Genomic DNA, 13,207 nt, shown 5'->3' with positions numbered 1-13,207 from the left:
CGCCACCAGGCGGCCGATAAAAACGAGGAGACAAAGCATGACTACATCGACCAAGCTGCGCCTGCTGGCCGCGACCTGCGCCGTTGCGGGCGCCTTCGGCCTGGCCGGCCCAGCCGCAGCCCAGGTGTCCAACGACGCCGTGCGCATCGGCTTCATCACCGACATGTCCGGCCCCTATGCCGATACCGATGGCCTGGGCGGCCTGGAGGCGATCCGCATGGCGGTGGCCGACTACGGCGGCAAGGTGCTGGGCAAACCCATCGAGGTGATCTCGGCGGACCACCAGAACAAGGCCGACATCGCCGCCACCCGCGCCCGCGAATGGGCCGACGAGCGCGGCCTGGACATGCTGATCGGGGGCGTAAACTCGGCCACGGCCCTGTCCATGAACAAGGTGATGGCCGAGAAGAAGCGGGTCTACATCAACATCGGCGCCGGCACGGCGCGCCTGACCAATGAGGAATGCACGCTCTATACCGTCCACTACGAATACGACACCGTGGCCCTGGCCAAGGGTACGGCCAGCGCGGTGATCAAGCAGGGCGGCAAGTCCTGGTTCTTCCTGGTGGCCGACTATGCCTTCGGCCATTCGCTGGCCAACGACACCAGTGCCGTGGTCAAGGCCAGTGGCGGCACGGTGGTGGGCTCGATCAAGCACCCGCCGCAATCCTCGGACCTGTCGTCCTTCCTGCTGCAGGCCCAGGCCTCCAAGGCACAGATCCTGGGCCTGGCCAATGCCGGTGAGGACACCGTCAATTCGATCAAGGCCGCCAAGGAATTCGGCGTCACCAAGACCATGAAGCTGGTGGGACTGCTGATGGTGATCAACGACATCCACGCCCTGGGCCTGGCCAACGCCGAGGGCCTGATGATGACCGACAGCTGGTACTGGGACAAGGACGAGCCCTCGCGCAAGTTCTCCGAGCGCTTCTTCCAGAAGATGAAGAAGATGCCCAGTACCCACCAGGCGGCCGCCTATTCGGCCACCATGACCTACCTGAAGGCGGTGGAAGCGATTGGTACCGATGACTCGACCAAGGTGATGGCGCAGTTGAAGAAGACCCGCATCGACGACTTCTACAACAAGGGCTACATCCGCGCCGACGGCCGCAACATCCATGACATGTACCTGTACCAGGTGAAGTCGCCGGCCGAATCGAAGAAGCCCTGGGATTACCTGAAACTGCTGGAGACCATTCCGGGCGAGCAGGCCTTCACCACCGTGGCGGAATCGAAATGCAGCCTGCTCAAGCAATGAGGTAACGGAACTCCCCTCTAAGCCAGGGTTAACCGGCGTGTTGAGCACAAAAGGACGGAGAGGCCCGCAGGACGGGCCTCTCCGCTTTTTTATCTTCACATTTTCTATCCGGAATGTGACGAAAGCCTGACCAATCGTGCGAACTTTGCAGAGAAGGCCGCCCCAGGCTTGCCTAAGCGCCCGCTTGCGCCTACTCTTGCAAGCCCGCCTCACGACCGATACGCCTGCCATGGGCGCCGTTCATGACACGGCGAGACAATATCGCGCACGCTCATCCGTCAGCGACGACACAGCGTCCGGCCACGCTCACGCGGGCCAGGACGCGAAGACACGGCAGAACTGCCCTACCGATACGCCAAGGAGCCCCTTTTGAGTCAGCCCCAAGCCAACCGCCCTGCCCGCCCACCTACGCCACCTACGCCCTCCACGCCGCCCACTCCGTCCAGCCCGGCGGGCTTCACCCGCTACCAGAAGACCGTGACCGGCCTGCTGGCCTTCCTGCAATTTGCCGTCATCCTGGACTTCATGCTGATGTCGCCGCTGGGCGCGGTGATCATGCCGGCCATGCAGATCACGCCGCAGCAGTTCGGCCTGGTGGTGTCAGCCTATGCCTTCAGCGCCGGGGCCTCGGGTCTGCTCACGGCAGGCTTTGCGGACCGCTTCGACCGCAAGCGGCTGCTGCTGTTCTTCTATGGTGGCTTCGTGCTCGGCACTGTCTGGTGTGGCCTGGCGCAAAGCTTCGAAAGCCTGCTGCTGGCCCGTATCGTGACCGGCCTCTTCGGTGGCGTGATCGGTTCCATCACGCTGGCGATTGCCACCGATCTGTTCGCCCCGCATCTGCGCGGGCGTGTCATGGGGATCATCCAGACCTCGTTTGCGGCCAGCCAGGTGCTGGGCATCCCGATCGGGCTGTACCTGTCCAATACCTGGAACTGGCATGTCCCCTTCCTGGCCATGGCGGCGCTGGGCGCCATCGGGGGCTTGGTGGTGAGCATGAAGATGCAGCCGGTGGACGGCCACCTGAAACTCAAGCAGGAGCACAGCGCATGGATGCACCTGTATCACACCATTACCGAGCCGCGCTACCTGATTGCCTTCGCCACGACAGCCTTGCTGATGACCGGTGGCTTCATGCTCATGCCCTTCAGCAGTGCCTATCTGGTCGGCAACCTGGGCATCGATCTGCACCACCTGCCGACGGTCTATCTTGTTACCGGCCTGTGCACCATCGCTTTTGGTCCGCTGATCGGGCGCGCCGCCGACAAGGTCGGCAAGTTCCGCGTGTTCTGTTTCGGGGCGGTGCTGTCCATCATCATGGTGTTGATCTATACCCACCTGGGGCCGGTGACGGTGCCGATGATCGTGCTGATCAATGCGGTGCTGTTCCTGGGGATCTTCTCGCGCATGATCCCGTTCCAGGCGCTGGTCTCGTCGATCCCCTCGCCCACCCAGCGGGGTTCGTTCAATGCGGTGAGTGCTTCGATCCAGCAACTCTCCGGCGGTCTGGCCTCGGTGGTGGCCGGGCATATCGTCACGCTCGGTCCCGAGGGACAGTTGCGCCACTTCGATGTGGTCGGTTTCGTGATCGTCGGCACGACCTTGCTGGCCTCCTTGCTGGTGTGGCGCTTGAACCGCGATGTGCAGTTGCGCGCAGCCGCCGCAAGCAAAGCGGCTACAGCAACGACCGCGGCACCGGGCGCAGGTGGCTAAGGCCTCCACCGCACCCGGCGGGACTGGCAGCACGCTTCAGCCGCAGTCCCGCCCCGCATAACCTGCCAGGATGCGGATGATTTCCCGCCCCTGGAGGTCCGAACGGCAGTAGTGATCGACCAGCAGCCGTACGTCCTTGTCTCCCTCCTGCGGTAGTACCTCGGGCTCGCTGCCGGTCAGCAGCCAGTTGAGGTCCACCGCCAGTTCGCGATGCAACTGCAATAACAACTCGCCACCGGGCATGGCCTTGCCGGCTTCCAGCCAGCTGATATGTCCGGTGGATGTATTGAGGCGCTGACCCAGCTCGCGCTGACTCAGGCCATTGGCGAGCCGGATCTCCTTGATGCGGCCGCCGATTTCTTCACTGAACATGTCCTCTCCTCAATACGGGCAGGCCATGCGCGCTGCCCGTATCCCTTGCCGGGTCCGCCTGGCAACGCCGCCGACAGGACCACAGGCATTAACTTCAGCCGCGCTTGACGACCAGAAAACTCGCCACCATCATCACCAGCGACTTGCCGCGTTCTGTGGCGCGTACATAGTCCCGGATGAGTGCCTTGACGTGAAAGCCGTGGCGCGGCGGCAATTCTGCCTCCATGCCACTGAGCAGCCAGTTGATGTTGACGTCGAACTCGCGATGCAGGGTGCGCAGGAAACGCCCACCCGGCATGCTGTGTCCCAGCTCCACGCAACTGATATACGCACCGGACGTCCCCAGGCGACCGGCGAAGTCGCGCTGGTTCAGGCCGCTGGTCAAGCGGATCGCCTTGAGCCGTTCACCGATGGCTTCCTTGGTTTCGGTCACGGACTTGGCGGGTGCGATATCGATATCGATCTCTCGCTTCATCTTCTTATCCTCCGAAAGGGTAGGACATCGCCTGCACCGCATCGGGTGCATGGATGTTGTGGGCATCGACGAAGTACAGGTGGCCGTCGATGCTGGACCCCGAATTGAAAAAGTCGAAGTGTTCGCTCTGCATGAAGATCTGCTGCAGGGTCAGCACCCCGTCACTGAACTCGATACGCCGATTGGGGTTCACCAACGCATCCAGCGCCCCCTCACGCAGCAGGATCTGGCCATCACCACGCAGCACCAGCAGCAGGTCGATACCGAGACTGCGCACATCCTTGATCGTTTCGATCGGAATCTTGCGCAGCGCGGTGCCGGCCTGTCTCACATCGATCGTATAGGTGGTCTTGCCCACCAGGGCAGCCTCGATGGAACTTGCTGCATCTGACATCGGCTATCCTCATTCAATCTTCTGAATACGGATTTCCAATGCCTCGGTGCCGCTCTGGCGCGCCGCCGGGACCGGTTCGATGCGCTGGCGGATACGGGCCGCCGGCACACCCACGGAGAGCAGATGGTTACGCACGGCGACCACCCGGTAGAAGGCCATGCGGTTGGACTCCGACAGCCCCTCCACGGCAGTGGTAGAGATGACGAAGGTCTGGTCCGGACGCGCATTCCAGTCGAAGTGACTGAGGAAGGTATCGGTCATGCGCTTGGCTTCCGGCGGGTTCAGGTCCACGGTGCCGGGGCGGAAACGCACGATCAGCACGCTCGGACGCAAGGCCAGTGCTTCCACGCCCTTGTCCAGGCTGCCCGCCGCGCCGCTGGCATCGAGTATGCGTTCGGAGGCGCCTTCCTTGGCCAGATCGGCCTCGGTGGTGGACTTGAGATTGTTGCCGCGTTCCTTCTGGTTGGGCTTTTCGACCTTGGACAGGCCATTGGCCTTGAAACGCATGTCGCTCTCGCGCAGCTTTTCCTTCAGTTCGGCGACATCGGCCTTGTAGCGGATTTCGTTCTCGTTGAGTGTCTGCCGCAAGCGTTCGATCTGGGCATGCAGGTCGTCGGGGCTGGGCACCACCGGTTTTTCTTCCTTGTCACCGGCATGGGGCTTCTCCGAGGCCTGGCCCTGTGACTCGATCTTGGCGGTCTTGCTTTCGTAGGCCTCGTCGCGTGCCTTCATCGAGAAGTACATCACCGCCATGGCGAGGATGGCGATCAGCAAGAGCAGGTACATGACCATGTTGACCATCGAGTCGACGAACCCGGGCCAGAAATTTTGATCATCTGCGTCGGTGGAATGGCCTGCCATTTTTTCTCCTAAGTCTTGATTGACGTTCTTGATTGAAATCCATGGACGGCTGCCCTGTCGCGGCCGTCCTGTGGTGTGGTCAGCGCACCGCTGCATCCGGTGCGCTGGGGAAATTGCCTGTTATCGCTACTTGCTACATTCACACTCCAAAGATGGTCGCGATGCTGTTGGGGTTGTACTGCACGTTCTGCAGGTACAGGCTGTAGGTGGTCGTGCCGGGACCGGCGCCATCCAGATCGATCGTCAGCTTGGTGGAAAGGCCACCATACGACGATGCCTTGACGTAGCTGTCGAGGTTGGCCTTGGTCACCGTCTGCCCGAAGATGGCTACCTTGTCCTGGCCCAGGTAGAAGTCCGTGATGGTGGCGGCCAGCTTGCTGGTATCGGCGGCATTGGTGAAATTACCGACTACCAGCGTGTCCTTGCCTAGCCCCGTCTGGATGTTGGTGCCCTGACCGTTCGCGGTGACACCCAACGGAATGACATCGTCGCCGGCGCCACCAGCGAGGTCCTTCAGGCTCTGCGGAATCCAGTACCAGGCCACGGTCTGGTCCTTGATCCAGGTCGTCTGGCCATTGTTGACGCCGTCCGAGATATTGGTGACGATGATCATAAAGTCCTTGTACAGGCCGGGAGCGAGCATGTTGGCCGGCGTGCTCAGCGTGAAATCGCCCGCTTTGAACTTGCCGAACGCCATGATCCTGCCCCCCATCGCAATGCGGATCTCATACATATCGCTCTCTCCCGCCCTGCCCACGGTGCCGGAGAAGCTCAGATTCTGCTCCGGTGCGATTTTTCCGGTGGGATCGCTCGGCAGTTCGGAGATCACTGCGTACTTGGTCGGCGAGGCATTGATGGCCTGCGAAATGCCCGATTCACCGGCCACCCGCAGATTGGTCAAGGTCGGTGTGGCCAGACCTTCCGCAATCGTGACCGTCACGTCGTTCGCACTGACCGTGTTGCCGGCCAGATCGATGAACTTGGCCGTGATCATGTGCCTGCCGGACGTCAGGCTGCTGTCGGCAGTCAATCCCAGCGTCGTGTTGGCGCTGCCGATGTTGCCTGGACCCAAGGTGGCACTAGCCAGCAGCTTGTTGCCCTCGTAGAGCGCAATGATGTCGCCGATGCTGGCCTTCGTACCGTCGTAGGTGACGTTGATGGTCGGCGTCGAACTTTCGATGTTCGTCGTCACTTGATAGAGCACACGGATATTGCCGATATCATTGTCTGGCCCGCCAATCTGGCCGCCCGCTTCGTAGAGATCCGTATTGGGGTTCAAGTACGTTGCCAATCCGACTAAAGACAGGTTGCTAGGACCCGATGTCGTGAACTTGAAGTTGCCACTCCGGGTAGAGCTAGCGGCTTGATGGAAAAATATGACAACATCTTCAGGACGTAGCCCCGAAAACGAAACAACGCTGTAGTAGTTTGCTGACGTCGTGTTGGCATTGCCCGTGATATTGATCCCACCCCATTCGGCCGAGATCGCCCGGATCGAGGCCAGGAAGGCCTGCGCGTTCATGCCGAAGTTCAATATGCTGCTCAGATCAGCGTTCTCCCTTGGCGACAGATTGTGCTTGTTCTGATCCCCCAGAAGATCAGGGATGTCGACCTGCCTCAAGCTGGTCTGCTTGGCGGGCACAAAGGCAGCAGTGATGGACGAGGGCACCGTCAGGTCCACCGTGACAGTCAGGTTTGTCTGACTACTGTTGCCAGCCTTGTCCGTCAGGATGACGGTCGCGCTGCGCTCACCGCTGGAGGGCGTGCTGTTCTGGAGCTGGATGGCCTTGAGGATGGCGCGCGCCTCCACATCGTCCAAGGCCGCGCCCGAGCTCTTGGTAATGGTCAGCGTACGACTGGCCGTGTCATAGCCATAGTTCAGCCCGCTGATTCCGCCGATCACCTTGCCGCGCACCGTGGGCAGGTTGATGTTCAGAGGGAGCGTGGTATCGAGCACCAGCTTGTCACGTACCACGTCCAGCTGGGGCCCGCTCATCCTGACGGCGATACTGGCGATATCGGAGGTCGGCCAGATATTGAATTCGTTGGCGAACATGTGGTCACCGGCGATCATCTCTGAACCGCTGAACAGCTTCTTCCCGTCAATCTGCAGACCGAGGCGCGCGCGATCGGTGTCCAGCGTCGGCGCCTGGCTATCCACCACCAGGGTCGCCGTGGAGGCGCCACCGACTTCACCCGTGCTGCTCACCAGGCTGAACTGCGCGGTGTGCACCCCATCCTGCATGTCGGATCCGCCCAGCTTGATGGCCTGGATGATCGCCTGTACGTCAGCACCGGTCAGGACGGCATTGTTGGACTTGCGAATAGTCAGTGTACGGCTGGCGCTGTCATAGCCGTAGGTCAGTCCGACGCCAATGGCCAGTACGATCAGCGTAGCAACGCCATGGGTGGGAATGACACGGTCATAGACCTGCATGGAGAAGATCGAGGCACCCAGGGCAATGACGCTCATCACGACCGATGCGAGAACGACCTCAAGGAAAACAGGCCGGAATTCGGCAAGGGCTTCCTTGAAGACGCGTTCGAATCCGTTCTGCCCGCCTTTGGCAGCAAGAACCGAAAAGTCGATCTTGCAAACACCTTCTACAAGATCGTCATCACTGATCAGTGCATGGCCTTCCTCGCTGACGAAGATCCAGCGGCCGTCGGGACGCTGATCGACGATGAGGCCCCAACCACGCTCTTGCACAACGCCCAGCACGGGCAACTGACTGCGATCTGGTGCTTTGAGAAGCTGTGCCTTGGGTAGACTCAGCGCGCCACACAGGGAATTGATGTCGATGGAAGTACCGCCAGATTTCTTCATCGCCGCGGCGATGGCGGCATTGAGTCGCACACTGTCAATCACGACACCCTGGCGTCGCGCAATGGTCATCAGGGCCCATGACAGGGAGGAGGCAAGTTCGCTCATTGCGTGACTCCCTGCACTCGCGGGTCGCGGGCATTTCGACGACACATGTCGTGCGACGGTGTAGTCAGCCTGGGCGACATAGGCTGTCGGCGACGAGGATGACGAAGGGCGTTCTTTCTCATGGCGATTCGTTAGGTGTGGTATCGGGCGTGACGATCCGCTTACTGATTGGAATGAGCGGAACGCAACGCGTCATCAGGACAAGCTCGGTTTGATCGAAGAGAGAGCGGAAGCAGGAAGAAATCCCCTCCGACGATGCATTCCGCGATGACTCAAAAAATCAGGATTCCCGGTTATCGATAGCGCATCGCCGTGCCGGCGGATGCAGGCAACTGCCGAATGAAAGCGCATCCATCATTGCGCTGCGGCAGCTCGTCAATTGAGGGCTATGATGTTTGAAAATATATAAATATTTAATTGTCTTTTAGTGCATTAAATATTTTTACTCGCCACTATTTACTTAAAAATTGACACTTCAATTTGTCCGAATTTTCACTATCGACGAAGCATTCTTTTCCTAGTCGCTGAGCGAGACAAATAACGGAAAAAATATATTGTTGAGAGCATTCCCAAGGCTGGTGATCAGGACGCTATCCATCTCCTTCAACGCGCCCAAAAAAAACTCCCCGCGAATTCTGCCGAAATCGAGGGGAGCCTGACGCTCTTCGTCACCTGTGGAACTGACAATGAGTCGGTGCTGGTGACAGCATTGCTGAATGACCATGAACAGCAGCGCAAAGCGGACTTTATAGATTGATAGCTTTTAGTGAAATTGTTCCTTAGTGCAGAACAAGTGCTTCTTTGTGGCGACAATCCGTTAACTTTTAATATCAGCCAATCGCTCTATGCCTCTGGCGCCCGGCACAGACAGATCACGCGGCAAGGAAGATCCGTCGTTCGCTATCACTGGGATCGATGCATGCGTCACCAGCGGTGAACATGATTCCGCGGGCGACGCGTTCATTACCGAGCCCGGAATTGCACAATGCTCCAAGAAATCCGCTGCCAGCATGGCACGAGCGAAGAGCCATCCTTGTGCATACTGAACGCCAGCCTGCCTGAGATAGCGCGCCTGTGCCGCCGTTTCCACGCCTTCGGCGACGATCCTGAGCTTGAGTTGCCTGGCCATCTCGATGATGCAGGCTGTCACCGGATGCGGCTTGGCGTCGCCGCCAATGCTGGCAACAAAGGAGCGGTCCAGCTTGAGTACATCACAAGGCAATTCATGCAGGTAGCGCAGGCAGGAATAACCGGTCCCGAAATCATCCAGCGCAATCACGTGGCCGTCGCTTCGGGCGCGCGCCAGGTTCGCCAGACAGGACGGCAATTCCATACTGCGCCCCTCCGTGACCTCCAGCCACAACTGCGCTGGCGCAATGCCGGTGCCGGCCAGTTTTCTTCCGATGACGTCCAGTATCCTGCCGCTGTTGATGTCATGGGCCGGGATGTTGACGGCCAGATGCAGATCAGGATGGTCCCGTAGCAAAGCACCGGTCTGGGTGATCACCTGGTCGACCACCAGGTCGGTAATGGCGTCCAGGCAACCATGTCGCTGCGCCGCGAGCAAAAAGCTGTCTGGCGGGAGCAGCATGCCGTCCTCACGCTGCCATCGCACCAGCACTTCGGCACCAGCGCAACGGCCACTCGCCAAGGCCACGATGGGCTGATAGACGACGATGAATTCCTTGCGCCGGATCGCGTTCTTCAGCTGTGATTTATTGATCATGTCTCCCCCGGCGGCCGACAACCTGCGACGCGCCCTGGGCAGAGCGCGTCAACGAGGATCAGCGCACCTCTTCCAGGCCGTGCGCCCAGAGTTGCAGCTTGCGACCATCAGCGATGATCAGCGCGGTCACATCGGCCTTTTGCAGGTCCGTCTGGACCACCTCGCGCACGGCATTCATCACATCCAGCCAGGAACGCCTGCCCGAGAGGTATTGCCGGGTATACGAAGCCAGCACATCCTCGGCAGACAATCCCACGGCATCCAGATTATTGGACCGCGCCACGGCCTGCTGGTATTCAGTGTAGGTGGCGGCCATCTGCGCGATCAGCTCCAGCCGCGCTGCGTCCACGGCCAGTACGGCCGACTGGTAGCGCCCCTGGGCAGCTGCGACTTCGGACCCCAGCGACAGGCCGGCCCCCAGTTGCATCTGCATGCCGACAAACGCGCGATTGTTGCTTGGCTGATTGCGCACGCTGAAATTGCCGCGCTGATGCTCCACCCGGGCATAGACCTCCGGCCAGTAGGAGGCGCTACGGATCTTGATTGCGGCCTCCTGCACCTTGGCATCGGCGCGCAGCCTCTTGAGCACGGGGCTGCTGTCAAGCATGGCTTCGGTCAGCAGGGGTAGGTCCTCACCGATCATCTGCTTGTCGACGTCGGCCCGCAGTTCTTCATCGTTCAGGGGTAGCCCGACCAATTGCTCCAGTTGCAGGCGGGCCGACACGCGGCTGGACTTGGCCCCCAGCAGATCGATGATGGCCTGGTCGCGACGACCACGGACCAGCGTGACGTCGACCTGGGCGGCAGCGCCTTCCTTCTCCCGGCGCAGGCTTTGTGCGAGGAAATCTTCCAGCGCTTTGAGGTTCTTCTGGTTGGCGGCCGCAGCCAGGTCGGAGCGTACCCACAGGCTGTATTGCGAAATGACCTGCTCGGCCAGGCGGAAACGCTGCTCGCGCAACGCTTCTTCGGCCGACTGCTGATTGTGGCCGGCCTGCTCCAGCTGACCGGACAGGCGACCACCGGACCACAAGGTCTGCTGCAGGCGCATCGTGACGACGGTGTCGTCGCCGTTGTAGGAGATATCACGGGAACTGGTCATCCCGGCACGCTCCACAGAGAGCGAAGGCGTGGGGAAGAATTGCCAGCGAGCTGACGAGACGGCGTCCGCCGCCGCTTCGGCGGCCCGCTGGCGCGCCAGTGCGGACGGATTGTTGAAGGCTGCCTGCCTGACCAGGTCGCCCAGGGTGGTGGCGTCGGCCTGGCTGGTCCAGCCGGCAAAGGCCAGCGCGATTGTGGCCACCAGTCGGGTGATGCAGCTGCGCGGGGTAGCCGGGCCGGTCTGCAGGGAGCGAGGGGCGCGTTGCTTGGTGTGGTCGTTCATGTGCGATCATTTCCTGTTGGTCTTGTCCACACAGGATGTCGCGCAGTTCGCTTCCTCGGCGCACTTCGGGCGCTGGGTAAAGCGGACATTGCGACCGGCCAGCGGGTTCCGACAACGCGCTCGGAGGATTACCGCAGTCGGTCGGCAGCAGGCAACGACAAGGACAAGAATGGGCTTTGGATGATCGCGGAAATGCGCGGAGTGACGAATTGTCTATTGGGGCAGAAATGTTCTCGCACTCTCGAAATTTTTCGAGAAATGCAGATAGATTTCAGATCACACGAAGAATGTCCGGGTCTAGGACGCCTGCCCTGCCCGGCACAGGCCGATGTCAGGCCTTGAATTGTTCGATCGCCAGTGCGGCACGCAGCATGCGGATCACGTCATCCCAGGCGCCAGCCTGCTGCTGGCGGAACAGGCGGGCAGTCGGATACCAGGGAGAATCATGTCGCTGCAGGAACCAGCGCCAGTCGGGCGCATGCGGCAAGGCGACCCACACCGGCCGGCCGAGCGCACCGGCCAGGTGGGCGGCGGCAGTATCGACGCTGATCAGCAGATCCATGCAGGATAAGGCGGCGGCGGTATCGGCGAAATCGCCGATGTCAGCCCCAAGCTCATGCCAGTGAGGACCGGCCTGCCGCAGCCATTGGGCATCGGCGTCGCGCAGGTCAGGCTGGAGCACGAAGAAATCCAGTCCGCCACGCGCCTGCTCCAGCGTGGCAAAGCGTTCGAGGGCGATAGAGCGGCGCGCATCGTTGACGTTGCCGGCGTTGCCGGAACACACCACGCCGACGCGCACCCGTCCGGCTGCACGGGGAGCGAGCGCTGCGATGCGGGTCTCCCATTGACTGCACAAGCCAGCCTCCGGCGCCAGGTAGGACGCACCAGGAAAGCCTTCCGGGATGGAAGCCAGGGAGGTATTGCACACCAGCGGCAGGCTCATCAAGGGCAACTGGAAGTCAACCTCCGGCAAGGCCTGGCCCATCGCCACCAGGCGGATGCTTGCGGCGCAGGGCAAGCCCTGCATCAGCCTCAGCAGACTGGCCGGCACCTCCAGCACCACCTCGGCACCGGCCCCGACCATCTGCAGCACGTAGCGGCTGAACTGGATGGTATCGCCCTGCCCCTGCTCGGCCCACAGCAGGAGACGCTTGCCTTGCAAGCTGCTGCCACCGTTCCAGGCCGGAATCGTCGCGTGCCGATAGGGGTCGGCACCGCGTCCTTCCCAGCGCCATTCGTACAAGGGTAGCGCCTCTTCCAGCCGGCCCAGGGCAAGCAGGGAGAGCGCCAGGTTGACGTGGGCGTCGGCATCTCCCGCATCGATGCGCAGGGCGCGGCGATAGCTGTCGATGGCCTCCTCATGGTCACGCAGGCGGGCCAGCGTGGTACCGCGGCTGACGTGGGCATCCACCAGCTCGGGCGGCAGAATCAGGGCCTGATCGTAGTAGCGCAGCGCCTCCTCATAGGCGCCCAGGGCGTGCTCAATCAATCCGGCGGCCAGCCAGAGCTGCGCAGACTGATCGTTCAGGCGCAGCGCCTGGTGGATGCAGTCGCGCGCCGCCTCCCATTGACCGGCGCGCTCATGCAGCAATGCCTTGCGATGCCAGGTGTCGGCTTGTTCGGGATTGCGCTGGAGGGCCTCCTCCAGTAGGGCCAGCGCCTGCGCGTCATTCTTGCCGGAAGGTGACATTGCCTGCAGGGCGGCCGCTGCGGCGACGAAGAATTCGGCCTGCTGATGGCCCGCCTCGATCAGATCGCGATAGAGCAGGAAGGCATCTTCAAAGCGACCCTGTTCATAGAAGGCGCGGCCCAGGCGATAGCGCAGGGCCAGTGCTTCCTCGCTGTCCGGCTCGACCAGCCGCAGCGCCTGCTGCCAGGCCAGCGCTGCCTCCTCGAAACGTCCCTGCGCGGCCGCCACGCTGCCCAGCAGGTGCAGCGCATCCTTGTGCTGCGGATGCTGTTCAAGCAGGGCAAACAGCGATTGCTCGGCAGCAGCGTAGTCCTGCAGGTCGAAATGGTCGAGGGCGAGCTGGAGAGTGGCGTGTGGATTCATGACGGGGCAAGGGAGACAAACGGGCGTATTGTCTCATCCCTGCCC

10 protein-coding genes are annotated in these 13,207 nt (G+C 61.4%); 2 read left to right on the top strand and 8 right to left on the bottom strand.

Features of this window, described 5'->3' with window-relative positions:
• Positions 1–37: 37 nt before the first annotated feature.
• Positions 38–1,258, top strand: a complete 1,221-nt coding sequence (locus HBH1_RS22560) for an ABC transporter substrate-binding protein (protein ID WP_102664457.1) — start codon at positions 38–40, stop codon at positions 1,256–1,258.
• A 477-nt stretch (positions 1,259–1,735) separates the two neighbouring features.
• A complete protein-coding gene (locus tag HBH1_RS22555; protein WP_102664456.1) occupies positions 1,736–2,968 on the top strand; it encodes an MFS transporter in 1,233 nt (410 codons plus the stop codon).
• A gap of 36 nt (positions 2,969–3,004) precedes the next feature.
• Here HBH1_RS22555 and HBH1_RS22550 read toward each other — a convergent pair whose 3' ends face one another.
• The 8 genes from HBH1_RS22550 to HBH1_RS22510 form a co-directional block, all read right to left on the bottom strand.
• Complete coding sequence (locus HBH1_RS22550) at positions 3,005–3,340, bottom strand: helix-turn-helix domain-containing protein (RefSeq protein ID WP_006464438.1); 336 nt, start codon at positions 3,338–3,340, stop codon at positions 3,005–3,007.
• Between the two features lie 94 nt (positions 3,341–3,434).
• Complete coding sequence (locus HBH1_RS22545) at positions 3,435–3,815, bottom strand: helix-turn-helix domain-containing protein (protein ID WP_102664455.1); 381 nt, start codon at positions 3,813–3,815, stop codon at positions 3,435–3,437.
• 4 nt (positions 3,816–3,819) lie between these two features.
• Positions 3,820–4,209: a hypothetical protein gene (locus HBH1_RS22540; RefSeq protein WP_102664454.1), complete on the bottom strand. Its 390-nt coding sequence runs from the start codon at positions 4,207–4,209 to the stop codon at positions 3,820–3,822.
• A gap of 9 nt (positions 4,210–4,218) precedes the next feature.
• The gene (locus HBH1_RS22535; protein ID WP_102664453.1) at positions 4,219–5,070 is read right to left on the bottom strand and encodes a vesicle formation protein; all 852 of its coding nucleotides are present in this window, start codon (positions 5,068–5,070) and stop codon (positions 4,219–4,221) included.
• A gap of 139 nt (positions 5,071–5,209) precedes the next feature.
• Positions 5,210–8,002 (bottom strand): hypothetical protein, encoded by a 2,793-nt coding sequence (locus HBH1_RS25520; protein WP_233207684.1) that lies wholly within the window; start codon positions 8,000–8,002, stop codon positions 5,210–5,212.
• A gap of 817 nt (positions 8,003–8,819) precedes the next feature.
• Positions 8,820–9,728: an EAL domain-containing protein gene (locus HBH1_RS22520; protein WP_102664451.1), complete on the bottom strand. Its 909-nt coding sequence runs from the start codon at positions 9,726–9,728 to the stop codon at positions 8,820–8,822.
• Between the two features lie 58 nt (positions 9,729–9,786).
• Complete coding sequence (locus HBH1_RS22515) at positions 9,787–11,109, bottom strand: TolC family protein (RefSeq protein ID WP_102664450.1); 1,323 nt, start codon at positions 11,107–11,109, stop codon at positions 9,787–9,789.
• Positions 11,110–11,440: 331 nt separating this feature from the next.
• The gene (locus tag HBH1_RS22510; protein ID WP_102664449.1) at positions 11,441–13,162 is read right to left on the bottom strand and encodes a tetratricopeptide repeat protein; all 1,722 of its coding nucleotides are present in this window, start codon (positions 13,160–13,162) and stop codon (positions 11,441–11,443) included.
• Positions 13,163–13,207 lie beyond the last annotated feature (45 nt).

The organism is Herbaspirillum sp. BH-1 (assembly GCF_002870055.1).
GTDB classification, from domain to species: domain Bacteria; phylum Pseudomonadota; class Gammaproteobacteria; order Burkholderiales; family Burkholderiaceae_D; genus Herbaspirillum; species Herbaspirillum frisingense.
Note: the sequence above shows the minus strand (reverse complement) of the source record. Positions and strands in the feature narration are given on the sequence as shown.

Coding starts and splice junctions, on each gene's coding strand:
- HBH1_RS22560 (WP_102664457.1), top strand. CDS start 38: ATGACTACATCGACCAAGCTGCGCCTGCTGGCCGCGACCTGCGCCGTT.
- HBH1_RS22545 (WP_102664455.1), bottom strand. CDS start 3,815: ATGAAGCGAGAGATCGATATCGATATCGCACCCGCCAAGTCCGTGACC.
- HBH1_RS22510 (WP_102664449.1), bottom strand. CDS start 13,162: ATGAATCCACACGCCACTCTCCAGCTCGCCCTCGACCATTTCGACCTG.
- HBH1_RS22550 (WP_006464438.1), bottom strand. CDS start 3,340: ATGTTCAGTGAAGAAATCGGCGGCCGCATCAAGGAGATCCGGCTCGCC.
- HBH1_RS22535 (WP_102664453.1), bottom strand. CDS start 5,070: ATGGCAGGCCATTCCACCGACGCAGATGATCAAAATTTCTGGCCCGGG.
- HBH1_RS22540 (WP_102664454.1), bottom strand. CDS start 4,209: ATGTCAGATGCAGCAAGTTCCATCGAGGCTGCCCTGGTGGGCAAGACC.
- HBH1_RS22520 (WP_102664451.1), bottom strand. CDS start 9,728: ATGATCAATAAATCACAGCTGAAGAACGCGATCCGGCGCAAGGAATTC.
- HBH1_RS25520 (WP_233207684.1), bottom strand. CDS start 8,002: ATGAGCGAACTTGCCTCCTCCCTGTCATGGGCCCTGATGACCATTGCG.
- HBH1_RS22515 (WP_102664450.1), bottom strand. CDS start 11,109: ATGAACGACCACACCAAGCAACGCGCCCCTCGCTCCCTGCAGACCGGC.